At 60.4% G+C, this 25,140-nt stretch carries 18 protein-coding genes; 12 read left to right on the top strand and 6 right to left on the bottom strand.

The genetic code is table 11. From position 1 onward, the window contains the following. Positions 1–41: 41 nt before the first annotated feature. Positions 42–977 (top strand): IS110 family transposase, encoded by a 936-nt coding sequence (locus tag ACS4NR_RS04645; RefSeq protein ID WP_103369841.1) that lies wholly within the window; start codon positions 42–44, stop codon positions 975–977. Between the two features lie 137 nt (positions 978–1,114). Here ACS4NR_RS04645 and ACS4NR_RS04640 read toward each other — a convergent pair whose 3' ends face one another. From ACS4NR_RS04640 to ACS4NR_RS04630, 3 genes are all read right to left on the bottom strand, one after another. After that, complete coding sequence (locus ACS4NR_RS04640) at positions 1,115–4,789, bottom strand: translocation/assembly module TamB domain-containing protein (RefSeq protein ID WP_456019216.1); 3,675 nt, start codon at positions 4,787–4,789, stop codon at positions 1,115–1,117. Next, positions 4,786–6,513 (bottom strand): autotransporter assembly complex protein TamA, encoded by a 1,728-nt coding sequence (locus ACS4NR_RS04635; protein ID WP_456019215.1) that lies wholly within the window; start codon positions 6,511–6,513, stop codon positions 4,786–4,788. The genes ACS4NR_RS04640 and ACS4NR_RS04635 overlap by 4 nt, the downstream gene beginning before the upstream one ends. 66 nt (positions 6,514–6,579) lie before the next feature. Further along, a complete protein-coding gene (locus ACS4NR_RS04630) occupies positions 6,580–7,230 on the bottom strand; it encodes a GNAT family N-acetyltransferase (protein WP_007961094.1) in 651 nt (216 codons plus the stop codon). Between the two features lie 302 nt (positions 7,231–7,532). Between ACS4NR_RS04630 and xthA the strand changes: the two genes are divergently transcribed. Together xthA and ACS4NR_RS04620 are read left to right on the top strand one after the other, a co-directional pair. Beyond that, positions 7,533–8,345: an exodeoxyribonuclease III gene (gene xthA / locus ACS4NR_RS04625; protein ID WP_095138861.1), complete on the top strand. Its 813-nt coding sequence runs from the start codon at positions 7,533–7,535 to the stop codon at positions 8,343–8,345. A 188-nt stretch (positions 8,346–8,533) separates the two neighbouring features. After that, a complete protein-coding gene (locus ACS4NR_RS04620; RefSeq protein ID WP_456019214.1) occupies positions 8,534–9,868 on the top strand; it encodes a substrate-binding domain-containing protein in 1,335 nt (444 codons plus the stop codon). A gap of 131 nt (positions 9,869–9,999) precedes the next feature. Here the strand turns inward: ACS4NR_RS04620 and ACS4NR_RS04615 are convergent, their stop codons facing one another. Next, positions 10,000–11,229 carry an acyl-CoA dehydrogenase gene (locus ACS4NR_RS04615; protein WP_456019213.1) on the bottom strand — a complete coding sequence of 410 codons (1,230 nt, stop codon included), beginning with the start codon at positions 11,227–11,229 and terminating at the stop codon, positions 10,000–10,002. Positions 11,230–11,386: 157 nt separating this feature from the next. Here ACS4NR_RS04615 and ACS4NR_RS04610 point away from each other — a divergent pair, with 157 nt between their 5' ends. From ACS4NR_RS04610 to ACS4NR_RS04600, 3 genes are all read left to right on the top strand, one after another. Beyond that, on the top strand, positions 11,387–12,316 hold the full coding sequence (locus ACS4NR_RS04610) for a LysR family transcriptional regulator (protein WP_027614626.1): 930 nt from the start codon (positions 11,387–11,389) through the stop codon (positions 12,314–12,316). Positions 12,317–12,512: 196 nt separating this feature from the next. Continuing rightward, the gene (locus ACS4NR_RS04605; protein ID WP_003223708.1) at positions 12,513–12,914 is read left to right on the top strand and encodes a MerR family transcriptional regulator; all 402 of its coding nucleotides are present in this window, start codon (positions 12,513–12,515) and stop codon (positions 12,912–12,914) included. 148 nt (positions 12,915–13,062) lie between these two features. After that, positions 13,063–13,962, top strand: a complete 900-nt coding sequence (locus ACS4NR_RS04600; RefSeq protein ID WP_027614624.1) for a hydroxymethylglutaryl-CoA lyase — start codon at positions 13,063–13,065, stop codon at positions 13,960–13,962. 667 nt (positions 13,963–14,629) lie between these two features. Here ACS4NR_RS04600 and ACS4NR_RS04595 read toward each other — a convergent pair. Further along, positions 14,630–16,327, bottom strand: a complete 1,698-nt coding sequence (locus tag ACS4NR_RS04595) for an AMP-binding protein (protein ID WP_456019212.1) — start codon at positions 16,325–16,327, stop codon at positions 14,630–14,632. Between the two features lie 297 nt (positions 16,328–16,624). Here ACS4NR_RS04595 and ACS4NR_RS04590 point away from each other — a divergent pair, with 297 nt between their 5' ends. The 4 genes from ACS4NR_RS04590 (at position 16,625) to ACS4NR_RS04575 (ending at position 22,292) form a co-directional block, all read left to right on the top strand. Continuing rightward, the gene (locus ACS4NR_RS04590; RefSeq protein WP_003223703.1) at positions 16,625–17,788 is read left to right on the top strand and encodes an isovaleryl-CoA dehydrogenase; all 1,164 of its coding nucleotides are present in this window, start codon (positions 16,625–16,627) and stop codon (positions 17,786–17,788) included. Between the two features lie 12 nt (positions 17,789–17,800). Continuing rightward, positions 17,801–19,408 (top strand): carboxyl transferase domain-containing protein, encoded by a 1,608-nt coding sequence (locus ACS4NR_RS04585; RefSeq protein ID WP_456019211.1) that lies wholly within the window; start codon positions 17,801–17,803, stop codon positions 19,406–19,408. 119 nt (positions 19,409–19,527) lie between these two features. Beyond that, positions 19,528–20,343: a gamma-carboxygeranoyl-CoA hydratase gene (locus ACS4NR_RS04580; RefSeq protein ID WP_103369280.1), complete on the top strand. Its 816-nt coding sequence runs from the start codon at positions 19,528–19,530 to the stop codon at positions 20,341–20,343. Further along, positions 20,343–22,292 (top strand): acetyl/propionyl/methylcrotonyl-CoA carboxylase subunit alpha, encoded by a 1,950-nt coding sequence (locus ACS4NR_RS04575; RefSeq protein ID WP_456019210.1) that lies wholly within the window; start codon positions 20,343–20,345, stop codon positions 22,290–22,292. The genes ACS4NR_RS04580 and ACS4NR_RS04575 overlap by 1 nt, the downstream gene beginning before the upstream one ends. A 39-nt stretch (positions 22,293–22,331) precedes the next feature. Here the strand turns inward: ACS4NR_RS04575 and ACS4NR_RS04570 are convergent, their stop codons facing one another. Next, on the bottom strand, positions 22,332–22,991 hold the full coding sequence (locus ACS4NR_RS04570; RefSeq protein ID WP_456019209.1) for a LexA family protein: 660 nt from the start codon (positions 22,989–22,991) through the stop codon (positions 22,332–22,334). A gap of 131 nt (positions 22,992–23,122) precedes the next feature. Here ACS4NR_RS04570 and ACS4NR_RS04565 point away from each other — a divergent pair, with 131 nt between their 5' ends. Together ACS4NR_RS04565 and ACS4NR_RS04560 are read left to right on the top strand one after the other, a co-directional pair. Continuing rightward, a complete protein-coding gene (locus tag ACS4NR_RS04565; protein WP_027614617.1) occupies positions 23,123–23,461 on the top strand; it encodes a DUF6124 family protein in 339 nt (112 codons plus the stop codon). Between the two features lie 480 nt (positions 23,462–23,941). Then, positions 23,942–25,093, top strand: a complete 1,152-nt coding sequence (locus tag ACS4NR_RS04560) for a M14 family metallopeptidase (RefSeq protein ID WP_456019208.1) — start codon at positions 23,942–23,944, stop codon at positions 25,091–25,093. Positions 25,094–25,140: the final 47 nt, after the last annotated feature.

Raw genomic sequence — 25,140 nt, 5'->3', positions numbered from 1 at the left:
GACCCCAACAAGCTCTTAAACACTAGCTCCGAGGATTCGTCATGACAATCCTTACTTCGCAGACGGTTGTTGGTATCGATATCGCCAAGGCCGAAATCGTTGTCTATCGCGCCGACTTGGAAACTATTGAAGCGGTCAAGAATGATCGTGCCGCCCTCAAACGTTGGCTCAAAACTCTGCCCGCGCAAAGCGCTATCGCTGTCGAAGCCACCAATATCTACCATTTGGAGACTGTTGATCTGGCTCATGCGATGGGACATCAGGTCTATGTGGTGGATGCTTATCGAGTCAGCCACTATCGTCGCGGTGTCGGTCAGCGAGCCAAAAATGATCCCTGCGATGCACGCGTGCTCGCACGCTATCTGACGAATGAACAAAGCAAACTGCGGCTTTGGAACCCGCCTCCTAAAGCCTACACCGTACTGAAAAGCTTACTGCACAGACGCGCGACGCTGATTCAGAACCATACGGGTCTGATGTTGAGCTGGGCCGACGAACCCTTGCTGAAGAAAGAACGTACGGCTCAGCAAAAGGCATTCGAGCGATCCGACAAGGTCATTCAAAAACTGCTGCGCAAAGTCAGCAAAGAGGCCGGTATTGATGACAATATTGACCGCTGCAAAGCAATCGAGGGCGTGGGAGAGCTGACTGCAACTGGGTTGGCAACGACCTATATGCGCGGTGACTTTGCCAACAGCGACGCGTTCATCGCGTTTTTGGGTATGGATCTGACGGTGGACGATTCGGGGAAAAAGAACGGCCCGAGGTTCCTGAGCAAAAAAGGAGATCCGGAGATCCGTCGATTAGCCTACAACGCCGCAATGGCGGCGTGTCGCTCAACCAAGTGGAAGCCTTTTTACGAGTCTTACCTGGCCAGAGGCTTCTCGAAAACACAGGCATTGGTAGCTCTTGCTCGCAAGCTCTGCCGAGTGGCATTCACCCTGATGAAGAATCAGGGCGAATACCGATCAGTTTGAGATTCTAGGGTTGCTGAGCAACATAGAATCTCCCACAGGGGGGGCGAGCGAACACAAATCCGTGCCTGGCACAGTTCGAATGTGGGAGCGGGCCTGCTCGCGAAGGCCGCGCCTCGGTTCAAATAACCACTTACGGTCTAGAAATCCCGTTTGTAGAAGATATCCAGCGAACTGGCGACGCCGCTGGCCGCCTCGACATAAACCTTCTTGCTCAGCTTGTAACGCAGCGCGATGGTGTTGGCTGGTTCGAACACGCCGACGCCATAACGCAGGCTGAGTTTCTCGGAGATATTGCCGCTGGCAACTACGCTGGTGGTGTTGCCACTGCCCTGGGTGTCGAGCTGGAAGTCCTGAATCCCCAGGTCCTTGGCCAGGCCGCTGGTGACCCCGGAACTGCCCATCAAGCCCAGGCCCAACGCCGCTTGCGCGAGCATGTTGTTGTCTTCACCGTTGGTGCTCAGCGGACGCCCCAGTACCAGGTAGGACAAGGCCTGTTCCTGACTCATGGCCGGTTCGGAGAAGATTTGCGTGGTCGGTTGCTCGGCGCTGCCGCTCAGGCGGATACCGGCGATCACGTCGTCGGTCTGGCGAATCGCCTCGATGTCCAGATACGGCTGATCGATCGGGCCGGCAAACAGCAGCCGCGCACGGCGCACGTTCAGGCGCTGGCCATAGGCGCGGTAACGGCCGTCGTTGAGCCACAGCTCGCCGCGGGTGTCCATGTTGTCGCCGATGTGCACTTGACCTTGCAGGTTGGCGGTCAGGCCGAACCCGGCGAAGCTCAGTTTGTCTTCGCCGACCACCACGTCGATGTCCATTTTCATCGCCAGCGGTGGTTTACCCTCTTCGGTCTGCGCCCCGACGATGATCGTGTCGTCGGACACCTTCACCGTTGACGGCGGCAGTTCACGCACGGTGATTTCGCCTCGCGGCACCTGAACCCTGCCGGCAATTTTCAGCTCATCGCCGGCCATGGAAATCTTCAGGTCCGGCGCCACTTCCAGCTTGGCGTACGGCTCGACGGTGACCGGCAATTGCGTGCCCTTGAGCGCCAGATCGACCACCAGCGCCTGGCCCCAGGCGACGTTACCGTTCAGGCTGCCCTGCCCGCTCTTGCCGCTTTTCCAGCCACCGTCGAGGCGCACCGATTCGCCGGCAATCACCGCGGTGAGTTGCAGATTCTGCAACTCCATCGGCAACTCGGCGCCAGATACTTCGCCGTCGCTGAGTTGCACGGTGCCGTTGACCAGCGGCGCCAGCAGCCCGCCGGAAATCGTGCCGCTGCCGTTCAGGCGCCCGGTCAGTTTCTCGACCATCGGCACAAACGGCCGCGCCACCGAAAGGTCCAGCCCGCTGAGACGGAAAGAACCACTCAGCGGTTTGTTTTTCGGCAGCGGATTGAGCTGTGCCTGCACCATCAATTCGCCTAGCTTGCCGCCGACGAAGTTGAGTTCGGTATCGACGCGCTTCGGTGTGAGTTTGCTGGTGAGCTTCAGGGTCTGGTACGGGAAGTCCAGCCACTGATCCTTTTCCTTCATGCGCAAGGTGCCGCCGCTGGCGTCGACGCTGACCACGCCGTTGGGGCCGCTGGCCGGCAGGTCCAGTTGCAGGTCGGCGTTGAGTTTGCCCTGCCAGGCGAAGTCTTTCGGTAGCCATTGTGCGAGGCTTTCGATCGGGAACTGCTTGAGGTGATAGCGCAGTTTCGGCTCCGGCAGCAGCCGCTGATCTTCACCGCACAGGCTGGCATTGCCGGACATCCAGCAATGCGCGCCGAAGTTGATCTTGCCGTCGGCGAGGCGTTCGAGTTTGGCCGGGCTCTGCAGTTTCCAGTCCTGGCCGCCGGCCTGAATATCGCCGCTGGCCAGACGGCCGCGCCAGTTGCCCTTGTCCAGATTGCCGTCCAGACCGAGGGCCAGTTTCAGCTTCGGCCCGAGCAGGTCGAGGTTGAGTTTCTGGCTCTTGATGTCGCCCTGCGCGCTGGCGGTCAACACGCCAAGATTGGTGTCGCCGGCCTGAATGCCGCTGCCCTTGAGATCGATCTTCGCCCGTTGCGCACTGTCGAGCGTGGCGTCGAGGTTGAGGCTTTGCAGGCGATTGTCCTGAAACGCCAGTTGCGAACCTTGCAGGCCGAGTTTGCCTTGCGGAGCTTTCAGCGTGCCAGCAACGTTGACCTGCCCCATGACCTGCCCGCGCAACTGCGGCCAGAGCTGGGCCAGACGCGTCAGTTTGATGTCGATCTGGCCGGTGAGTTTCTGTTGCAGGCTACCCTTGCCGCTGATGCTGTTATCGCCGAGGCGGATTTGCAGGGCATTCAGGTTCCACTGCTCGCCCGCGCCGTCAGCCTTGGCTTGCAGGATCGCCGGTTGGCCGCGCAGTTTGCCTTTCAGATCGAGGTCAGCAGTCAGGCTCAGGCGTTCGTTCTTCATTTCGCCTTTGCTGCGCAACGGCCCGGCCAGGGTGCCCGGCAACTCCGCAACCCAGTACGCCGGGTTCAGCGCAGAGAGATCCAGCGCGGTGTCCCAGGCGATGCCATCGGCGAACTGCACGTTGACATGACCTTCGGCCTTGCCCTGCCCGGCTTCCATTTTCAATTGCGGGAAGGCGATCTGCTTCAGGCTGCCGCTGAACGGGCTGCTCAGGCTGAACGCCCCCGCCGGGCCATCGAGGTCGGCGGCGAAGTTACCGAGGTATTGACCGTCGGTGTAGGAGACTTCGCCAGTGAAGGTGCGCAAGGCGACTTGCGGCTCGTCGATTTCGTTATAGAGCCGATGCCACGGGAAATCCTGCCAGTTGATATTGGCCTGAGCCGTGAGGCCCTTGCTCCAGTCAACGCTGCCAGTGAGCTTGAGGCTTTGCTTGTCGTTGGCACTCAGGTCGAGGCCGGCGATCTGCGCGCCACTGGCATCGACCTTGCCTTTGAGCAGCAGCGCCACCGGGCCTTTATCGGCGGGCAGCGTGGCGTTGCCGTTGAGCTGATAACCGTTTTGCAGGTCACCGTCGGCGGTCAATACCAGTTGATTGAGTTGCAGCGTGTCCGGCAAATCGGCGCTCGGTTTGAACGCCTCGCTAGTGATGCGCACCTTGGCCGGCAGGTTTTCCGCCAGCGGTTGCAGTTCGCCGCTCAACTGGCCGTCGAGGTAACCGTGGCTGTTGGCGTGCAGGTTGATGGTTTTCAGCAGATCGCCGTCGACTTTCAACGCCAGCGTCCATGGGCCAGTGCCTGGGGACGGCAGGCTCAGGTCACCGGCGATGTTCAGCGGCCAGTTGCCGGTCGGTTGCAGCAGGCCGGAGAGGTTCAGGCTGAGGTCGTCGCGCTGCAGTTTCACGCTGTCGATCTGCATGCCCTGGGCGGTCCAGTGCGCCGCCAGTTGCAGGCCCTTGAGCTGCTCGCTGCCGTTGAACAGCAGGCTGCCGACTTGTACGTCGCCGAGTTCGATGGCCACCGGCAGTTGCAGATCCGGCAGTTTGATCGGGCCGCTTTCAGTGGTTTCTTCACTCGGCGGGAATTGCAGAATTACCTGATCGGCCTTGAGCTGTTCGATGCACAAAGTCATGCGGGTCAGGCACAGCGGCGACCAGGCGAAGATTGCCTGGTTCAGCTCGACGCGACTGCTGTCCTGCTGCCACAGCAGATGATCGGCGCTCCATTGGCCACCGAGACGGCCCTGGAAATTCTCCACGCTCAAACCCGGCACCAGGCTCAGCGCCCAACGGCTGCCGGCTTGCGTGCCGAGTACGGCTGCGATGCTCAATGCAACCAACAGCACCAGCGCCAACAGCGCCAGTGCCACTATTTTCAAACCACGCTTCACAGCTCAGGCCCCATGGAAAAGTGCAGCCGGATGCCGCCGTCGTCGTCCAGCGCGTGGGCCAGGTCGAGGCGGATCGGCCCCACCGGCGAGACCCAGCGCACACCGATACCGACCCCGGTCTTGAGGTTCGGCAGTTCGAGTTTGTTGAAGGAGTTGCCCTGGTCGACGAAGGTCGCGACCCGCCATTTCTCGGCAATCGAATACTGGTACTCGACGCTGCCGGCGACCATGTAGCGTCCACCGATGCGGTCGCCATCGGAGTTTTCCGGAGACAGACTCTGGTAGTCGTAACCGCGCACGCTTTGATCGCCACCGGCGAAGAAACGCAGGGACGGCGGCACCGAGTTGTAACCGTTGGTGGCGCTACCGCCGACCTGCACCCGACCGAGGAAGCGGTGTTTGTCGAACACCGTGGTCAGGCCTTTGATCAACGCCGTGCCATATAAAAGGTTGTTGTCCGAACCGAGGCCTTCCTTGGCCACTTTGCTTTCGAAGCTCAGGCGATAGCCGTTGTGCGGGTCGATGCGGTTGTCGCTTTTCAGGTACGAGTAACTGATGCCGGGCATCAGCAACGTACTCAGGCCGGAGTCGTCGCCGAGTTCATATTCTTCACGCTGCCATTTCAACGAGATCACCCGCTGCCAGCCGCTCGGCAACTTGCTGTGCCATTCCGGGCCGAAGGTCAGCAGTTTGCTCAGGGTGTCCGAGCCGTCGATGTTTTCAAATTGATAACCACCGGCCCAACGCAGTTTGTCGGTCAGCGGCGGGTCGAGCGGGATGTCATAGAACAACCCGACGTTCTGTCGCGGCGCCGACAATTCGGCTTCCCAGCCGTAACTGTCGCCCTGCGGGTTGACCCAGTGGCGCGTCCAGTTGGCCTTGATCCGTGGGCCGACGTCGGTCGAATAACCGAGGCCCAGGCCCATGGTGCGTGGCTTGCGGGTGTCGAGTTTGACGTCGACCGGGATCACGTCGTTTTTGGCCGCCGTCGGCGCCGCATCGACGCGCACGCCTTCGAAGTAGCCGCTCGATTGCAAGTCGCGGTTGAGTTCGGCGATCAGCTCGGAGTCATACGGGTCGCCAGCCTTGAACGGCACCATGCGTTGCAGCAGGTCTTCGTCGAACGGCGTATCGCCCTCGAAACTGACTTTGCCCAGCGCATAACGCGGGCCGCTTTCGTAGATCAATTCAACGTCGGCCACCCCGGCACGCGGGTCGACCAGGAGTTTCTGACTGGTGAAATGGCCACTGAAAAAACCGAAGCGCGAGGCCTGGTTCTGGATCAGGCGTTTGGCGTCTTCATAACGCCCATGGTTGAGCACCGCGCCGGACTTGAGCGTGTCACTGCTCGGCACACGAAAGGATTTGAGGGAGGCAGCAGGCCCGTCGACGCGGATGGTTACGTTGCGCAGGCGAATCGGTTCGCCGGGATCGATGTTCAGCACCAGGCGCGGCTTGTCGCCGCCCTTCACGTCACTGTCGATCTGCGGCTGGTAATAACCCAAGGCCTGCGCAGCTTTGCGCGCCTGCTCCTCGGCCCCGCGACTGAAGCGCAGCAAGGCTTCTTCATCACGATCGCCGAGGCTGCCGATATAGCCTTCTATATTGGCTTTAAGTTCATCGTTGGACGGTTTGATCCGCACGTCCAATTCACTTTGAGCCAGCGCCGCGCAGCTGGTTAACAGCATGAGCACGCCACTGGTAAATCTTCCTGGAAACTTCATAGGCGCGGATGCTATCACGGGCTTGGGAGCGTGATAGAACAGGAAATTTCCTGAAAAGTTCTATGGCTAAGCCGTTGCAGTTTGTAACACCTGCGGATTGGCGTGAAAAAACACGTGCTCGCGCACCGGGCCGACGGCCACTTCGCCGATCTCTTCGTAGCCTTGGCGTTTATAGAATTCCAGGTAACGCGGGTTGCCGGTGTCGAGCACCACGCCTTGCGAAGTTTCGTCCACCGCGCACCAGTTGTGCACGGCGGTCAGCAACTGCTCGCCGAAGTGTTTGCCCTGAAACTGCGGATGAATGCCCAGCAGCGGCAGCATGTGCACCGAGTCGCTGGGCACGCAGGCGGCCACTGCATCGTGGTATTCCAGATAGCGCCGGGTGCAGCGGAAACCGGTGCTGAGCACCATGCGCAGGCGCCACGCCCAGCTCTCGGTGATGCCCAGGCGACGCTGCGGCGGCGCGATCAGGGCAATGCCGATCAGGCGGTCATTGACCAATAGGCCGATGGCCGGCTGATCCTGCAGAAAATGCTGTTTGACCAGTTCGCGCACCGTGGCCCGCACGCGCTGCTCGTAGCCCGGCCGCTCGGCCTCGAACAGGTAACCGAAGGTCGGCTCGTGGCGATAGGCCTGATACAGCAGCGATCGGGCTTCGCGCGAGTAACCGCGGTCGAGCATGTGGATGTCGGCGATGGCGGTCTGGGTTTCAGGCATGACGGTGATTCTCCCCGGGGCGCGGCTCAAATGACTGCGCTCTTGATGGTACGAACCTTTTGCCGGTGGCGCAGTTCCCCACAGGTATAGACCAACTCGGGATCTTCATCGATTCAAATGACGCCTTCGCGAGCAAGCGAGCTCCCACATTTGGAATGCATAAACCTGTGGGAGCGGGCTTGCTCGCGAAGAGGCCGGTTCAGACAACATCTATCTTGCAGGCAAAAATGATTTCTCCCACCCCACACTGGCCCCCGTCCCACATGTCAGCTAGCATCGCCCTTTTGCCAGGACTGCCGACCATGAAGATTGTTTCCTTCAACATCAACGGACTGCGCGCCCGTCCGCATCAGCTGGCAGCGCTGATCGAAAAGCATCAGCCGGACGTGATCGGCCTGCAGGAAACCAAGGTTCACGACGACCAGTTTCCGCTGGAAGAAGTGCGTGCGCTGGGTTATCACGTTTATTTCCACGGCCAGAAAGGCCATTACGGCGTCGCGCTACTGTCGCGCAAAGAGCCGATCGCGATTCATAAAGGCTTCGCCAGCGATGAAGAAGACGCGCAGCGTCGCTTTATCTGGGGCACTTTCGCCGACGCCAATGGCGTGCCGGTGACCATCATGAACGGCTACTTCCCGCAGGGCGAAAGCCGCGACCACCCGACCAAATTCCCGGCCAAGCAACGCTTTTACAGCGACCTGCAAACCCTGCTGGAAAGCCAGTTCCACAACGAACAGCCGCTGGTGGTAATGGGCGATGTGAACATTTCCCCGGAAGACTGCGACATCGGCATCGGTCCGGACAACATGAAGCGCTGGCTGAAAACCGGCAAGTGCAGCTTCCTGCCGGAAGAACGCGAGTGGATGGCCCGCCTGAAAAACTGGGGCCTGACCGACAGCTATCGTCACTTGAACCCGGACGTGACCGACATGTTCAGCTGGTTCGACTATCGCAGCCGTGGGTTTGAGGACGAACCGAAACGTGGCCTGCGCATCGACGTGATCCTCGCCTCCCATGGCTTGCTGCCGCGGGTCAAGGATGCGGGCGTGGACTATGAACTGCGCGGCATGGAAAAACCGTCGGATCATGCGCCGATCTGGCTTGAACTGGCCTGATCTCAAGCTTTAAGAGAACCTTGTAGGAGTGAGCCTGCTCGCGATGACGGTGGATCAGTCGATGTGTTTATTGGCTGATACTCCGCCATCGCGAGCAGGCTCACTCCTACATTGGATCACTGTCATGTTTTGGTCATGCGCCTGACTTAATCTCCCCGGCAATCCCCTTGGCTTGATTCGGTGCCGGCATGACCCTGCGTGTTCTGTTCGCTTTTCTGTCGAGTGCATGGCTGTCGGTGTCTGCCGCCACTCTGCCCATCCCCGAAAACGGCCCGGCATTGCGCATTCAGGGTTCCAACACCATTGGCGCCGATCTCGGCCCGGCGTTGGTCGAAGGTTTCCTGCAAGAACAAGGGCTGCTCAAAGTCCACCGCGAAAATCCCGACACCGCCAACGAACAACACATCGTCGGCCAGAACGCCCAAGGCAAACGGGTGGTGATTGAAGTCGCCGCCCACGGTTCCAGCACCGGCTTCACTGCACTGAAAAGCGCCAGTGCCGACCTCGCCGCTTCTTCCCGCCCGATCAAGGACAACGAACTGCTCAGCCTGCAAGCGCTCGGCGACATGAAGAGCCCCGAAGCCGAACAGGTCATCGCCATCGACGGTCTGGCGATAATCCTTCACCCCGGCAACCCACTGCAGCAACTGGACACCGAGCAACTGGCGCGGATCTTCAGCGGTGAGGTGAAAACCTGGGAAGAACTCGGCGGTCGCGGCGGCGCGATTCATTTATATGCGCGGGATGATCAGTCCGGCACTTACGACACGTTCAAGGAACTGGTGCTGGGTCGGCGTGGGAAAAATCTGAGTTCCAGTGCGAAACGCTTCGAATCCAGCGAGCAATTGTCCGACGCGGTGAGCAGTGATCCGCAGGGTATTGGTTTCATCGGTCTGCCGTATGTGCGCCAGGCCAAAGCCGTGGCCATCGCCGACGGCGCATCGCAATCGATGTTGCCGCTCAACAGCCTGATTGCCACTGAGGACTATCCGCTGTCGCGGCGCCTGTTCTTTTATCTGCCGCCCCACAACCAGAATCCATGGGCATCGGCATTGGTGGCGTTTGCGCAAAGCTCACAGGGCCAGAAGATTGTCGCGGCCAAAGGTTTCATCAGCCAGACCGTGCACGCGATGACCGTCACGCCGAATGCGCTGATGCCCGAGGGTTATCAATCCCTCAGCCGCCACGCCCAGCGTCTGACAGTGAATTTCCGTTTCGAAGAAGGCAGCGCCAGCCTCGACAATAAGGCGCGGCAGGATCTGGCGCGGGTGCTCGACTATATACAGCGCCACGACAAGACCGAGCGCGCGGTGACGCTGGTGGGGTTTGGCGACGAGAAAGACGATCCGGCACGCGCCGACCTGCTGTCGAAGCTGCGGGCGATGGCCGTGCGTCGCGAGTTGGTGAAGAACGGCGTGGTGCTGCGCGAGGTGCGCGGGTTTGGCGCGCTGATGCCGGTGGCGGCGAACAGTGCGGATGAAGGCAGGATCAAGAATCGGCGGGTTGAGGTTTGGCTGTATTGAATCTGATGTTGATGTGCTGGATGCATGGGCCCCTTCGCGAGCAAGCCCGCTCCCACTTTTGATCGCATGCTTCCAGCTGGAATGCGGTCGAATGTGAGAGCGGGCTTGCTCGCGAAGCCGGCGACGCGGTCTTAATGACCGCTACGCAACATTTCCTTCGGCACATACTTGCCGATTTCGAACTTGCCGATCGCCGCGCGGTGCACTTCGTCCGGGCCGTCGGCCAGGCGCAGGGTGCGCTGCATGGCGTACATGTAGGCCAGCGGGAAATCATTCGAGACCCCGGCCCCGCCGTGGATCTGGATCGCCCGGTCGATCACCCGCAGGGCCACGTTCGGTGCGACGACCTTGATCTGCGCGATCTCGCTCTTCGCCACTTTGTTGCCGACGGTGTCCATCATGTACGCCGCTTTCAGGGTCAGCAGACGGGCCATGTCGATTTCCATCCGCGAGTCGGCGATCTTGTCGACATTACCGCCCAGACGCGCCAATGGCTTGCCGAACGCGGTGCGACTCACCGAGCGCTTGCACATCAATTCCAGCGCACGTTCAGCCATGCCGATCGAGCGCATGCAGTGGTGAATCCGCCCTGGGCCGAGGCGCCCCTGAGCGATCTCGAAGCCTCTTCCCTCACCAAGCAGGACGTTTTCGTACGGCACGCGCACGTTGTCGAACAGCACTTCGGCGTGGCCGTGCGGTGCATCGTCGTAGCCGAACACCGGCAGCGGACGGACGATTTTCACCCCGGGGGTATCGACCGGCACGAGGATCATCGAGTGCTGCGCATGGCGCGGTGCGTCGGGGTTGCTCAGGCCCATGAAGATCAGAATCTTGCAGCGCGGATCGCAGGCGCCGGAAGTCCACCATTTCTTGCCGTTGATCACCCACTCGTCGCCATCACGCACGGCGCGGGCAGCCATGTTGGTCGCGTCGGACGAGGCCACGTCCGGCTCGGTCATGGCGAACGCCGAGCGGATCTCGCCGCGTAGCAGCGGTTGGAGCCAGCGCTGCTTCTGCTCTTCGTTGGCGTAGCGCACCAGCACTTCCATGTTGCCGGTGTCCGGCGCCGAGCAGTTGAACGGCTCCGGCCCCAACAACGAACGGCCCATGATTTCCGCCAGCGGTGCGTATTCAAGGTTGGTCAGGCCGGCGCCGAGTTCCGATTCCGGCAGGAACAGATTCCACAGCCCTTCAGCCTTGGCCTTGGCTTTGAGCTCTTCCATGATCGCGGTCGGCTGCCAGCGATCGCCCTCGGCAACCTGGCGTTCGAACACGGCTTCGGCCGGGTAAACGTAAGCGTCCATGAACGCGGTCACGCGCTCACGCAGTTCTTGCACCTTGGGCGAATAAGCGAAATCCATGAGCAATTACCTTCTTTAGGCAGAGGTTGTTCAGATCATGCAATCGATGCTAGAACAGCGCGGATAATTTACCTAGCCTATTCTCGGCGTGTATAAACATTCATCACCGATATATGATCCGCTGATCGTCAGCCCACAGAACAAGAGAAGCCGCGTTATGAATCTGAGTAAGGTCGACCTCAACCTTTTCATCGTCTTCGACGCGATCTACACCGAAGCCAACCTGACCCGCGCCGGGCAGATTGTCGGGATTACCCAGCCGGCGGTGTCCAACGCGTTGGCGCGGTTGCGCGAAACCTTCAACGATCCGCTGTTCGTGCGCACCGCGCAGGGCATGGTGCCGACGCCGATGGCGCAGAACATCATCGGCCCGGTGCGCAACGCGCTATCGCTGCTGCGGGTGTCAGTGCAGGAAAGCCGGATTTTCAACCCGGCGCAGGCGGTGAAGACTTACCGCATCAGCATGACCGACCTCACTGAGGCGGTGATTCTGCCGCCGCTGTTCCAGCGTTTGCGGCGTCTGGCGCCGACGGTGATCATCGAGAGTTTCCTGTCCAAACGCCGCGAAACTACCAAGGAATTGGCTGCCGGGCGCCTGGATTTCGCCGTCGATGCACCGCTCAACACTGACCCGCAGGTGCGTCACGTCAAGCTGATGGAGGACCGTTACGTCTGTGCGATGCGCAAGGGCCATCCGCTGGCGGGCAAGGAAAAACTGTCGCTGGATGACTATCTGTCGCTGACCCACATCCATATCTCCAGCCGCCGCAGCGGGCTGGGCTACGTGGATCTGGCGCTGGGCAAAATGGGCATTCAGCGCAAGATCGCCCTGCGCTCGCAGCATTATCTGATGGCGTCGCAGGTCATGCAGCAGACCGACATGGTGATGACGGTACCCGAGCGCTTTGCCCGGCGTAATGACTTGCATGCGTTCAACCTGCCGGTCAACGACGTACCGCCGCTGGAGACTCATCTGTATTGGCATGAAAGCACCGACCAGGACCCGGCCAATCGCTGGATGCGCGAGCAGATCATCGAGTTGTGCCAGCAGGTGGCGGCGCAGGAGAAGAAGCTCGATAAGGTGTAAGTCTTTTTACCGAGTCATCGTTCTTCGCGAGCAAGCTCGCTCCCACATACGACCGCGTTCCACCAGATGGAACGCAATCAAATGTGGGAGCGGGCTTGCTCGCGAAGGGGCCATCCCTCACAGCACACATTTTGAACCTTGACGTAAACGTCAACTCGCCATTAGCTTAGCGCCAAGACCTTTTCCGAGCGCGTTCATGAGCAGCCAGACCTATAGCATTTCCGACCTCGCCCGCGAGCTGGACATCACCACCCGGGCGATCCGCTTTTATGAAGAACAAGGCCTGCTCAGCCCTGAGCGCCGTGGCCAGGAACGCATCTACTCCCCACGCGACAAGGTCAGCCTGAAGCTGATCCTGCGCGGCAAGCGCATCGGTTTCTCGCTGGCCGAATGCCGTGAGTTGATCGAGCTCTACGACCCGTCCAGCGGTAACACCAAACAGCTCAACAGCATGCTGGCGAAAATCAGCGAGCGCCGCGAACAGCTCGAGCAGCAGCTGCTCGACATCGAACAGATGAAGCTGGAACTCGATACTGCTGAAGAACGCTGCGTGCAGGCGTTGGAACAGACGCTGAAGAGCCAGCAGATAGCGCAGTAATCAGCCACAACTCATTTCCTGTGGGAGCGGGCTTGCTCGCGAAGGCGGAGTGTCAGGCGACAAATTTTGTATCTGATACACCGCCTTCGCGAGCAAGCCCGCTCCCACAGGGACCTCATGTAATTCCGAAAATGAGCAGGTCAATCCCATGTCCCTCCCCTCTCAAGTACGCCTGATCGAAGTCGGCCCGCGCGATGGCCTGCAGAACGAAGCCCAACCGATCAGCGTGGCTGACAAGGTGCAACTGGTCGACGCCCTGAGCGCCGCCGGCCTTGGTTACATCGAAGTCGGCAGTTTTGTCTCACCGAAATGGGTGCCGCAGATGGCCGGGTCCGCCGAGGTGTTCGCGCAGATCCAGCGCAAGCCCGGTGTGACCTACGGCGCACTGGCGCCGAACCTGCGCGGCTTTGAAGACGCGCTGGCAGCAGGCGTGAAAGAAGTCGCGGTGTTCGCCGCCGCGTCCGAGGCGTTCTCGCAGCGCAACATCAATTGCTCGATCAGCGAAAGCCTGGCGCGCTTCGCACCGATCATGGAAGCGGCGAAACAGCATGGCGTTACCGTGCGCGGTTACGTGTCCTGTGTGCTCGGCTGCCCTTATGAAGGCGAGGTCGCGCCGGAGCAAGTGGCGATGGTCGCGCGCGAGTTGTACGCAATGGGCTGCTACGAAGTGTCCCTCGGCGACACCATCGGCACCGGCACCGCCGGCGCGACCCGGCGGTTGTTCGAAGTGGTGTCGGCGCAAGTGCCACGGGAAAAACTCGCCGGGCACTTCCACGACACCTACGGCCAGGCGATGGCCAACATCTATGCCAGCCTGCTGGAAGGCATCGCGGTGTTCGACAGCTCTATCGCCGGCCTCGGCGGCTGCCCGTACGCCAAAGGCGCGAGCGGTAACGTCGCCACCGAAGATGTGGTGTACCTGCTCAACGGCTTGGGCATCGAGACTGGTATCGACCTGGACGCCTTGATTGCGGCGGGTCAGCAGATCAGCGCGGTGCTCGGTCGCCCGAGCGGTTCGCGTGTGGCCAAGGCCCGTAACGCCCAGTGAGGGTGAAGGTGTTACCGCTGTGTCGGAAACGTGGGCGTAGTCGAGTAACACGGAAACAAATTGTCTGGTTTTGCCTGAAAGAAAAATCCTTCAAAAATCTCAAACCCTTGATTTACAAGGATTTTAAAAAGTTGGCACGGCTTCTGCTATCTCTATGGCATAACAAGAATAAAAAGCAGCAAACCAATAAAAATAAGACGTACCGACTCTGACATAACAAAAACAACACGGCAGAGACGCAGCTAACAGATTTTTTTGGAGAAGGTGTGCTTTCCAGGGTGCTCTCAGGAGTGACCCGCAACCGGGCAGAGAACAATAAAACTACCTTCAGGTAGCTCCCGAATCGGTTGGATCGTTTAACGAGAAAGCAGATCAGCGCTCAAAAAAATACGTTTGCTCTTGACCCCGGATGGGGGTCGCCAAAAACAGCGGTAAAGGGCCACGGTTGCCAAAAACAACAACAGACCGCCCCTCAATAATAAGAAAGAGCACGCGACGACAAAATTAAAGGGGAGCTTCGGCTCCCCTTTGTGCTTTCTGTGATTCCGGAAAACATCACAGATTCCCTGTGGGAGCGGGCTTGCTCGCGAATGCTGAGTGTCAGGCGACAAATTTGTATCTGATACACCGCATTCGCGAGCAAGCCCGCTCCCACATTTGATCGTTGTCAGGCCTGCTTTTCGCGGAGCTCCTCGATACTGATCTCACGCATCCTGAATTTCTGGATCTTGCCCGTCACCGTCATCGGGAACTCTTCGACGAATTTGAAGTAACGCGGCGTCTTGAAGTGCGCGATGCGCTCCTTGCACCATGTTTGCAATTCCAGTTCGGAGGCGCTGTGACCGGGGTGGAACTTGATCCAGGCGACAATCTCCTCACCGTAACGCGAGCACGGAATGCCGATCACCTGCACGTCCGCCACCGCCGGGTGGGTGAAGAAAAACTCTTCCAGCTCACGCGGATAAACGTTCTCGCCGCCGCGAATGATCATGTCCTTGTTGCGCCCGGCGATGTTCACGTAACCCTCATCGTTCATACTGGCCAGGTCGCCGGTGTGCATCCAGCCGGCCTCATCGATGGCTTCAGCGGTGGCCTGCGGGTTGCTCCAGTAACCGAGCATCACGCTGTAACCGCGGGTGCACAGCTCACCAATGGTACCGCGCGGCACCAGGTTGCCGGCCTCGTCGATGATTTTGCTTTCCAGTTGCGGCTGGGTGCGGCCGACGGTGGTCACGCGCAGTTCAAGCTCATCGTTGGGTCCGGTCTGCAGCGACACCGGGCTGGTTTCGGTCATGCCGTAGGCAATCTGCACTTCGCTCATGTGCATCTCGCTGATGACCCGGCGCATGACTTCGATCGGGCACGTGGCGCCGGCCATGATCCCGGTGCGCAGGCTCGACAGATCGAATTCGCCACGCAGCGGTTGATCGAGCATGGCGATGAACATGGTCGGCACGCCATAGAGGCCGGTGGCTTGTTCTTCGGCGACGGTTTGCAGGGTCAGTAACGGGTCGAACGCGTCGTTGGGGTAAATCATGGTGCTGGCGTGGGTGATGCAGCCGAGGTTGCCCATGACCATGCCGAAGCAGTGATACAGCGGCACCGGGATCACCAGCCGGTCGCTCGGGGTCAGGCCGATGCTTTCGCCGACCATGTAACCGTTGTTGAGGATGTTGTAGTGACTGAGGGTCGCGCCCTTGGGGAAACCGGTGGTGCCGGAGGTGTACTGGATATTCACCGGTTGATCGAAGTGCAGGCTGTCGCTGCGCTCACGCAATTGTTCGGGCGAAACACTGCTCGCCAGATCGGCCAGTTGCGACCACGGCAGGAAGCCCGACGGTGGCTGTGCGTCGAGGCTGATCACCCCACGTAAATCCGGCAGACGTTCGCTGCGCAACTGGCCTATGGATTGCTCGGCGAGTTCCGGCACCAGCCCTTGCAGCATGGCGTGGTAGTTGGAGGACTTGAACGCGCCGGCGCAAACCAGCCACTGGCAACCGGACTGTTTGAGCACGTATTCCAGTTCGGAGCTGCGGTAGGCCGGGTTGATGTTGACGAGGATCACGCCGAGCTTCGCCGTGGCGATTTGCGTGATGCACCACTGCGCACAGTTCGGCGCCCAGATGCCAAGCCGATCGCCGGCCTGCAAACCCAGCGCCAGCAAGGCTCTGGCGTGCAGATCGACGCTATCGGCCAGTTGCTGCCAGGTGTAGCGCAACTGCTGATGCCGTACGACCAGCGCCTCGCCATCCGGGTGTTGCGCGACAGTCTGGTCGAACTTCTGCCCGATGGTCATCGCCAGCAAGGCTTGGTCCTGGGAGCCTCGGGTGTAGCTGCGCTGCGGGTTTGCACTGGGTTGATCCATGACGACCCCTATTGTCTTTATTAGTGGGTTTACCGGGATTTTGCTTCGGGTGGGAGCGGGCTTGCTCGCGAATGGGGAGGATCAGTCGCCAGATGTATAGGCTGACACACTGCATTCGCGAGCAAGCCCGCTCCCACCAAAAGCACTCCGCTTCAATCCTGAACTGGTCCTACTCTCGCCTATGTTGACGTTAACGTAAAGGGTGATTGACAGCCATTCGTCACAGGCTTACGTTAACGTAAAGGTGAGAGCCATTGACCGCCCTCCCCACCCTACAAAAAAGCCAAAAGGTGACCCATGAGCTACCCATCCCTGAACTTCGCCCTCGGTGAAACCATCGACATGCTGCGCGATCAGGTTCAGTCCTTCGTCGCCGATCAGATCGCCCCACGCGCCGCGCAGATCGACCGCGACAACCTGTTCCCGGCCGACATGTGGCGCAAATTCGGTGACATGGGCCTGCTGGGTATCACCGTGCCGGAAGAGTACGGCGGTGCGGGCCTGGGTTACCTGGCGCATGTGGTGGCGATGGAGGAAATCAGCCGTGGTTCGGCTTCGGTGGCGCTGTCCTACGGCGCGCATTCCAACCTCTGCGTCAACCAGATCAACCGTAACGGCAACCACGAACAGAAAAGCCAGTACCTGCCGAAGCTGATCAGCGGCGAACACGTCGGCGCCCTCGCCATGAGCGAACCCAACGCCGGCTCCGACGTGGTTTCGATGAAACTGCGCGCCGACAAACGCGGCGACCGCTTCGTGCTCAATGGCAGCAAGACCTGGATCACCAACGGCCCCGACGCCAACACCTACGTGATCTACGCCAAGACCGACCTGGAAAAAGGCCCGCACGGCATCACTGCGTTCATCGTCGAGCGCGACTGGAAAGGCTTCAGCCGCAGCAACAAGTTCGACAAGCTCGGCATGCGCGGTTCCAACACCTGCGAGCTGTTCTTCGATGACGTCGAAGTGCCGGAAGAAAATATCCTCGGTGTGCTCAACGGCGGCGTGAAGGTGCTGATGAGTGGCCTCGATTACGAGCGCGTCGTACTGTCCGGCGGTCCGACCGGGATCATGCAGTCGTGCATGGACCTGATCGTGCCGTACATCCACGATCGCAAGCAGTTCGGCCAGAGCATCGGCGAATTCCAGCTGATCCAGGGCAAAGTCGCCGACATGTACACCCAACTCAACGCCAGCCGCGCCTACCTGTACGCGGTGGCCCAGGCCTGCGAGCGCGGCGAAACCACGCGCAAGGACGCCGCCGGGGTGATCCTCTACACCGCCGAACGCGCCACACAAATGGCCCTCGACGCCATCCAGATTCTCGGCGGCAACGGCTACATCAACGAATTCCCTGCGGGCCGCTTGCTGCGCGACGCCAAGCTCTACGAAATCGGCGCGGGTACCAGTGAGATCCGGCGCATGCTGATCGGTCGCGAACTGTTCAACGAAACCCGCTAAACGGAGCTGCACATGGCTATCCTGCATACCCAGCTCAACCCCCGTTCAGCGGAGTTCGCCGCCAACAGCGCGGCGATGCTTGAACAGGTCGACGCCCTGCACACCCTGCTCGCCCAAGTGGCGCAGGGTGGCGGCGCGAAAGCCCAGGAACGGCACACCTCGCGCGGTAAATTGCTGCCGCGTGAGCGGATCAATCGTCTGCTCGATCCGGGCTCGTCGTTTCTCGAGATCAGCCAGCTCGCCGCGCACGCCGTGTATGGCGAAGACGTACCGGCCGCCGGGGTGATTGCCGGGATCGGCCGGGTCGAAGGCGTCGAGTGCATGATCGTCGCCAACGACGCGACGGTGAAAGGTGGCTCGTACTACCCGCTGACCGTGAAAAAACACCTGCGCGCGCAGACCATCGCCCAGCAAAACCGCCTGCCGTGCATCTATCTGGTGGACTCGGGCGGCGCCAACCTGCCGCGTCAGGACGAAGTGTTCCCGGATCGCGAGCACTTTGGCCGGATCTTCTTCAACCAGGCCAATATGAGCGCGATGGGCATTCCGCAGATCGCCGTGGTCATGGGTTCGTGCACCGCTGGCGGCGCCTATGTGCCGGCGATGGCGGACGAAGCAATCATGGTGCGCAATCAGGCGACGATCTTCCTTGCCGGCCCACCGTTGGTGAAAGCCGCGACCGGTGAAGTGGTCAGCGCTGAAGACCTCGGCGGTGCCGATGTGCACTGCAAGATTTCCGGCGTGGCCGACCATTACGCCGAGAGCGACGAACACGCCCTCGCCCTCGCCCGCCGCAGCGTCGCCAACCTCAACTGGCGCAAGCTCGGCGAAGTGCAGCAGCGCACGCCGATTGCGCCGCTGTACGCCAGCGACGAGTTATATGGCGTGGTTTCGGCCGACGCCAAACAGCCATTCGACGTGCGCGAAGTGATTGCGCGGCTGGTCGACGGCTCGGTGTTCGATGAGTTCAAGGCGCTGTTCGGCACCACCCTGGTCTGCGGTTTTGCGCACCTGCATGGATACCCGATCGCGATCCTCGCCAACAACGGCATCCTCTTCGCCGAAGCCGCGCAAAAAGGTGCGCACTTCATCGAACTGGCCTGCCAGCGCGGCATTCCGCTGCTGTTCCTGCAGAACATCACCGGGTTCATGGTCGGCCAGAAGTACGAGGCCGGAGGCATCGCCAAGCACGGCGCGAAACTGGTGACGGCGGTGGCCTGCGCCAAGGTGCCGAAATTCACCGTAATCATCGGCGGCAGTTTCGGCGCCGGTAACTACGGCATGTGCGGGCGCGCTTACGATCCGCGCTTCCTGTGGATGTGGCCGAATGCGCGCATTGGCGTGATGGGCGCCGAACAGGCTGCGGGCGTGCTGGTGCAGGTCAAGCGCGAGCAGGCCGAACGCAGCGGCCAGGCCTTCAGCGCCGCGCAGGAAGCCGAGATCAAGCAACCGATCCTCGATCAGTACGAAGAGCAGGGTCATCCCTACTATTCCAGCGCACGGCTGTGGGACGACGGCGTCATCGACCCGGCGCAGACCCGCGATGTGCTGGCCCTGGCCCTGTCCGCGTCGTTGAACGCGCCTATCGAGCCGAGCCGCTTCGGCGTGTTCCGGATGTGATGCTTTTTTGTGGGAGCGGGCTAGCTCGCGAAAGCGGTGTTTCAGTTGACGTATCCGGAACTGAAAGACCGTCTTCGCGAGCAAGCCCGCTCCCACAGAAACCGTGGAGACGGAAGAATATGAGCGACTTCAACACCCTTGAACTGCACAACGACCCACGGGGTTTCGCCACCCTGTGGCTCAACCGTGCGGAAAAGAACAACGCGTTCAACGCAGAAATGATCCGCGAACTGATTCTGGCGCTGGACAAGGTTGCCAGCGACGCCAGCCTGCGTTTCCTGTTGGTGCGCGGGCGTGGCAGACACTTCAGCGCCGGCGCCGATCTGGCGTGGATGCAGCAGTCAGCCGAACTCGATTACCACACCAATCTGGACGACGCCCGCGAATTGGCGGAGCTGATGTACAACCTCGCCAAGCTGAAAATCCCGACCGTGGCCGTGGTGCAAGGCGCGGCGTTCGGCGGCGCGCTAGGCCTGATCAGTTGCTGCGACATGGCGATCGGCGCCGATGACGCGCAATTCTGTCTGTCGGAAGTGCGCATCGGCCTGGCGCCGGCGGTGATCAGTCCGTTCGTGGTGCAGGCCATCGGCGAACGTGCGGCGCGTCGGTATGCGCTGACCGCCGAGCGCTTCGGCGGGCAGCGTGCGCGGGAAATCGGTTTGTTGTCCGAGAGCTACCCGGCCGCCGAGCTTGATCAAGCCGTCGAGCAATGGATCGACAATCTGCTGCTCAACAGTCCCGCCGCGATGCGCGCCAGCAAGGATCTGCTGCGCGAAGTCGGCAACGGCGCGCTGACCCCAGCTCTGCGCCGCTACACCGAAAACGCCATCGCACGCATCCGCGTCAGCCCTGAAGGCCAGGAGGGCTTGCGCGCCTTCCTGCAAAAACGTCCGCCAAGCTGGCAAGCCGCATCCACCACCAAGGAGCCGCGTTGATGAGCGCACCTGTTCTCACCACCCTGCTGGTGGCCAACCGTGGCGAAATCGCTTGCCGGGTCATGCGTACCGCCAAGGCGCTGGGCCTGACCACCGTCGCCGTGCACAGTGCCACCGACCGCGAAGCGCGGCACAGCCGCGAAGCGGATATCCGCGTTGATCTCGGGGGCAGCAAAGCCGCCGACAGCTATCTGCAAATCGACAAACTGATCGCAGCGGCCAAGGCCAGCGGCGCTCAGGCGATTCACCCGGGTTACGGTTTTCTGTCGGAGAACGCCGGTTTCGCTCGCGCCATTGAACAGGCCGGGCTGCTTTTCCTCGGCCCGCCTGCCTCGGCCATCGACGCGATGGGCAGCAAATCGGCGGCCAAGGCGCTGATGGAAACCGCCGGTGTGCCCCTGGTGCCGGGCTATCACGGCGAGGCGCAAGATCTCGAAACCTTCCGCGATGCCTGCGCACGCATCGGCTATCCGGTGCTGCTCAAGGCCACTGCCGGAGGCGGCGGCAAAGGCATGAAAGTCGTCGAGGACGTCAGCCAACTGGCCGAAGCCCTGGCCTCGGCGCAACGTGAAGCGCAGTCGTCGTTCGGCGATTCGCGGATGCTGGTGGAGAAATACCTGCTCAAACCGCGTCACGTGGAAATCCAAGTGTTCGCCGACCAACACGGCAACTGCCTGTACCTCAACGAGCGCGATTGCTCGATTCAGCGCCGGCACCAGAAAGTCGTCGAAGAAGCCCCGGCCCCGGGCCTGACCCCGGAACTGCGTCGCGCCATGGGCGAAGCGGCCGTGCGTTCGGCGCAGGCGATCGGTTACGTCGGTGCCGGCACCGTCGAGTTTCTGCTCGATGCGCGTGGCGAATTTTTCTTCATGGAGATGAATACCCGTCTGCAGGTCGAGCATCCGGTCACCGAAGCGATCACCGGCCTCGATCTGGTGGCGTGGCAGATTCGTGTGGCGCGCGGTGAAGCGTTGCCGATCACCCAGGATCAGGTGCCGCTCAATGGCCATGCGATTGAAGTGCGCCTGTATGCCGAAGATCCGTCGAATGATTTCCTGCCGGCTACCGGTCGCCTGGATTTGTATCGTGAATCGGCTGAAGGACCTGGGCGTCGGGTCGATAGCGGCGTAGAAGAAGGCGATGAAATTTCGCCGTTCTACGACCCGATGCTCGGCAAGCTGATCGCCTGGGGCGAAGATCGAGAGCAGGCGCGCCTGCGGCTGTTGAGCATGCTCGATGAGTTCGCGATCGGCGGTTTGAAGACCAACATCAACTTTCTGCGGCGGATCATCGCGCATCCGGCGTTTGCCGCCGCGGAGCTGGATACCGGGTTTATTCCGCGTTATCAGGAACAGTTGTTACCAGCGCCGCGTGCGTTGAGCGATGAGTTCTGGCAGACCGCAGCGCAGGCATTCGCGCAGAGCTTGCCGGGCACTGTTCGGGCGGATGACCTCGGTTCGCCGTGGGCGTTGAACAGCGGTTTGCGCGCGGGGTTGCCGGCGGAAATCACCTTGCATTTGAGCTGTGAAGGTCAGGATCGGGCGTTGACCTTGAGCACCGCCGACAACGCCAAACTGACGGATGAAGCATTGGTCGTCGAGCACGATGGCGTGCGCCGCACCTTGCGGGCAATTCGTCAGGGCGATTCGCTGTACCTGCAATGGGACGGCGAGTTGCGGCGCATTCAGACTTACGATCCGATCAGCGCCGTCGACGCCAGCCACAGCCATCAGGGCGGTCTGACTGCGCCCATGAACGGCAGCATCGTGCGGGTGTTGGTGGAGGCCGGGCAATCGGTCGAGGCCGGTGCGCAACTGGTGGTGCTGGAGGCGATGAAGATGGAGCACAGCATTCGCGCGCCCCATGCGGGAGTGATCAAAGCGCTGTATTGCCATGAAGGCGAAATGGTCGGCGAAGGCAGCGCTTTGGTTGAATTGGAAGCCGTGTAAATGGGAGATCGATCCTACGCCGCGCGAGGATCGATCTGACTAGAAACGCGCCGTAGCCTGAACCACCACGCCGATGATTCGACACTCCTCGGTGAACAGGGCTTTGGGCCAGGTCGGATTGAGCGGTACCAGGTAACGCTGGCCGCCCTCTTCGTCCAGTTTGCGGAAGATCGCTTCTTCGCTGTTCTGCCACTGGGCGATCACCAGTTTGCCGGGCACCGCTTCCACCTCCGGGTCCACCAGGATCAGCATGCCTTCGGCGATGCTCTGGCCGGTGGGTGCGGTCATCGAGTCCCCCGCCACCGTCAGCCAGAACGCTGCACCACGGGCGTGATAATCCGTCAGTTCGAAGCGCTGCTTGTCCTGCGTCGGGGTATAGCTCGTGGCTGCACTTTCGCGGGTTTCACACGAGGTGCGCCAGTCGCTGACCGGGTAGCGGAAGTACGGGTTGTACTTCTGCGCCAGTGGCATCTCGTCATCCGTGGATTCCTGCGGCTCACGGATCACCAGCACGACTTCGAGGAAGTCCATGCCCAGCGCTTGCAACACGCGGTTCATTTGGGTGATGCCCGGTTCGCGACGTTTGTTCAGCCAATGGCCGATGCCGCCCTGGGACATGCCGACGCGCTCTCCGAGCTCTGTTTGAGTGATTTTGAGTTCACTCATCTTGGCCTTGACCAACTCAATCCATTTATCCATGTGCGGCACCTTACTTGCCCCGCCTTCGGCCGACAAAACACATATTGTAGTATTTAAATTCTGGTCACAACTACGCATCGTACTATGCTGAAAGCACGGATCTTCAATCGAACAAGGAGTGACCCTTCACCATGAATATCAGCAGCAAAGACTTGCCCGATCTGCAAATGGACACCACGTTCACCTCCCCTCAAGGCAACGCGGCAGCGCAGCGGGCGCTGGATTATTACTTGAAACCAGCTGTTTCAGAACCCGAGGTCGAGGAGCGTTTTTTCAATGTGAAACGCCATCTCAGCGGCGAAGAAGCCCTGGTGCACGCGTCAGATCTGTTGCGCTGTGCAGCGGCCACTGCCTTCAAGGCAGCCGAAAATCTGCAGGGCGCAAGCCGCGACCTGGCCTTTTCGGTGGTGCACATGGTGGATATGGCGCGGGCGATGGTCGACCATTCAATCGATGGCGAACAGCTCTGACGGACACGGGAAGCGGACGGACAGGAAAGATTTTTCCCATCGAGCAGATAAAAACATTTGACTTGCAAATGATAATGATTATTATTGCAAGCAGCTGGTCGCGAGATCAGTCGATGGACCAGAGACCTTAGGTCGGTCTTCTGGACTATCTCCTCATCAGGCTAATCACGGTTTTTGACCCGGCTTTTTGCCGGGTCTTTTTTTGCCCGTTTTTCGGGCTTATGGCTTCAGGCTAATGAAGACGTTGGTGTTGCAAATTCGATGGCGCGGATAATATCAAAAGAATATCGCTTGGCAAGCAAAGCCCGGCCGGATTGGGCCAAACTAATGACAATTAGCACTTGAGAATCAATCGCACACTCTCTAAGCTGCTTGCGCGTCACGGAAGACGCCCCCCACCGCAACCCGCAATTTCCCTCGGTTTCAGCCCTGTCTTGCGTGTAAAGTAGCCGCCATAAAAATCATATTCAGGAACCGATTATGACCGTGGCCAAATCTTCGTTCGACATCAGCGCCAACTTCGACAGCGGCAACATTCAAGTCATCGACATCTCCAATCCGCTCAACCCGGTTCTGGCCATTCGCCCGGATACCCGCAGCGCTCACTTCCAGTGGTTCCACTTCAAGGCCAGCGGCCTGCATGTCCATCAGGAACACTGGTTTCGCCTGGTCAACGCCAGTCAATCCTCTTACAACAAGGCCTGGACTGGCTATCAGGCTGTCGCGTCCTACGACCACGTCAACTGGTTCCGTATTCCTACCAGCTTCGAAGGCGACAGCCTGCGCTTCTGCCTCGAAGCCGAGCAGACCCACGCCTGGTTCGCCTACTTCGAACCCTACAGCCGCGGTCGTCATGACTGGCTGATCGAGCAAGCGCTGAGCAAGGCCGGCACCGAGCTACTGGCCACCGGCAAGAGCGTCGAGGGTCGTGACATTCAGCTGCTGCGCAAGGGCAGCGGCGCCGAAGGCCAGCGCAAAATCTGGATCATCGCGCAACAGCACCCGGGCGAGCACATGGCCGAATGGTTCATGGAAGGTGTGATCGAACGCCTGGAACGCCACGACGACCCGGTGCTGAACAAGTTGCTGGCCAGCGCCGATCTGTATCTGGTGCCGAACATGAACCCGGACGGCGCCTTCCACGGTCACCTGCGCACCAACGCCATGGGCCAGGATTTGAACCGCGCCTGGCAGAGCGCCAGTCAGGAAGTCAGCCCCGAGGTACTTTTCATACAACAGCAGATGGAAAAGTACGGCGTCGATCTGTTCCTCGACGTACACGGTGACGAAGAAATTCCCCACGTGTTCACCGCCGGTTGTGAAGGTAACCCGGGTTACACGCCGCGTATCGAGAAGCTTGAAGAGCATTTCCGCACGCACCTCAAGCACACCACCAAAGACTTCCAGACCAAGTATGGTTACACCCGCGACGAACCGGGCCAGGCCAACATGACCCTGGCCTGCAACGCTGTCGGTCAGAAGTACGACTGCCTGTCGCTGACCCTGGAAATGCCGTTCAAGGATCACGACGACCATCCGGACAAAGAAACGGGCTGGTCGGGCAAGCGCTCGAAACAGTTGGGCAAGGACGTGCTGACCACCATCGCCGACATGGTCGACACTCTGCGCTGATCCCTCCCCCGCTCCATCCAAAGATCGCAGCTGTTGGCTGCGATCTT

The organism is Pseudomonas sp. JQ36, from assembly GCF_053851495.1.
The sequence above is the reverse complement of the archived record's forward strand: the minus strand, read 5'-3'. Positions and strand labels throughout refer to the sequence as shown.

Bases quoted from the DNA above. Each gene is read 5' to 3' on its own strand.
- ACS4NR_RS04645 (WP_103369841.1), top strand. From the start codon at position 42: ATGACAATCCTTACTTCGCAGACGGTTGTTGGTATCGATATCGCCAAG.
- ACS4NR_RS04635 (WP_456019215.1), bottom strand. From the start codon at position 6,513: ATGAAGTTTCCAGGAAGATTTACCAGTGGCGTGCTCATGCTGTTAACC.
- ACS4NR_RS04630 (WP_007961094.1), bottom strand. From the start codon at position 7,230: ATGCCTGAAACCCAGACCGCCATCGCCGACATCCACATGCTCGACCGC.
- xthA (WP_095138861.1), top strand. From the start codon at position 7,533: ATGAAGATTGTTTCCTTCAACATCAACGGACTGCGCGCCCGTCCGCAT.
- ACS4NR_RS04620 (WP_456019214.1), top strand. From the start codon at position 8,534: ATGACCCTGCGTGTTCTGTTCGCTTTTCTGTCGAGTGCATGGCTGTCG.
- ACS4NR_RS04615 (WP_456019213.1), bottom strand. From the start codon at position 11,229: ATGGATTTCGCTTATTCGCCCAAGGTGCAAGAACTGCGTGAGCGCGTG.
- ACS4NR_RS04610 (WP_027614626.1), top strand. From the start codon at position 11,387: ATGAATCTGAGTAAGGTCGACCTCAACCTTTTCATCGTCTTCGACGCG.
- ACS4NR_RS04605 (WP_003223708.1), top strand. From the start codon at position 12,513: ATGAGCAGCCAGACCTATAGCATTTCCGACCTCGCCCGCGAGCTGGAC.
- ACS4NR_RS04600 (WP_027614624.1), top strand. From the start codon at position 13,063: ATGTCCCTCCCCTCTCAAGTACGCCTGATCGAAGTCGGCCCGCGCGAT.
- ACS4NR_RS04595 (WP_456019212.1), bottom strand. From the start codon at position 16,327: ATGGATCAACCCAGTGCAAACCCGCAGCGCAGCTACACCCGAGGCTCC.
- ACS4NR_RS04590 (WP_003223703.1), top strand. From the start codon at position 16,625: ATGAGCTACCCATCCCTGAACTTCGCCCTCGGTGAAACCATCGACATG.
- ACS4NR_RS04585 (WP_456019211.1), top strand. From the start codon at position 17,801: ATGGCTATCCTGCATACCCAGCTCAACCCCCGTTCAGCGGAGTTCGCC.
- ACS4NR_RS04580 (WP_103369280.1), top strand. From the start codon at position 19,528: ATGAGCGACTTCAACACCCTTGAACTGCACAACGACCCACGGGGTTTC.
- ACS4NR_RS04575 (WP_456019210.1), top strand. From the start codon at position 20,343: ATGAGCGCACCTGTTCTCACCACCCTGCTGGTGGCCAACCGTGGCGAA.
- ACS4NR_RS04570 (WP_456019209.1), bottom strand. From the start codon at position 22,991: ATGGATAAATGGATTGAGTTGGTCAAGGCCAAGATGAGTGAACTCAAA.
- ACS4NR_RS04565 (WP_027614617.1), top strand. From the start codon at position 23,123: ATGAATATCAGCAGCAAAGACTTGCCCGATCTGCAAATGGACACCACG.
- ACS4NR_RS04560 (WP_456019208.1), top strand. From the start codon at position 23,942: ATGACCGTGGCCAAATCTTCGTTCGACATCAGCGCCAACTTCGACAGC.